The sequence below is a fragment of the Microbacterium umsixpiens genome (assembly GCF_053543675.1).
Window position 1 is genome coordinate 5978 of record NZ_JBLVOH010000098.1, and the last position, 603, is coordinate 6580.

The following is a 603-nucleotide window of genomic DNA, read 5'->3' on the forward strand; positions in this document are numbered from 1 at the left end:
CCCGAGGCACGCGCCGAAGAGGTGCGCTGGCAACTCGCCGCCCTGTCCCCTGAAGCATCCGCCGCTCTGCGCGCACTCCCCCCGCTCGGCGAGGATTCCGCGGGCCCTCTCGGCCCCGGCCTGCTCGCCACCGGCACGCTGGGCGAGGTGATCCGCGAGATCCAGGCACACCTCCGCTGACGCGTCGTCCCGAGCTTCAGCCCCGATTCAGCGTCGACCGGCCACACTGGAGGAATGCGGATCCTGGTGGTGGACGACGAGGTGCGCCTGGCCGAGGGTGTGCGCCGCGGCCTCGAAGCCGAGGGCTTCGCCGTGGACGTCGCGCACAACGGCGTCGACGGGCTCTGGCGGGCACGGGAGACGCGGTACGACGCGATCGTGCTCGACCTGATGATGCCCGGCATGAGCGGCTGGAAGGTGTGCGAGGCGCTGCGCGCCGAGGAGAACTGGACGCCCGTGCTGATGCTGACCGCCAAGGACGGCGAGTGGGACCAGGTCGAGGCGCTCGAGACCGGCGCCGACGACTACGTCACCAAGCCGTTCTCGTTCGCGATCCTCGTCGCCCGCCTCCGCGCCCTCGTGCGCCGCGGAGCCGTCGCTCGC

At 72.3% G+C, this 603-nt stretch carries 1 protein-coding gene and 1 pseudogene; both read left to right on the plus strand.

What is annotated here, in order from left to right:
* Positions 1 to 180 (plus strand): annotated as a pseudogene (locus tag ACNPM4_RS10100) (putative immunity protein); the annotation flags it as partial.
* Positions 181 to 234: 54 nt separating this feature from the next.
* Positions 235 to 603 (plus strand): response regulator transcription factor (locus ACNPM4_RS10105; RefSeq protein WP_448985565.1); only part of this gene is annotated, 369 nt, incomplete at its 3' end.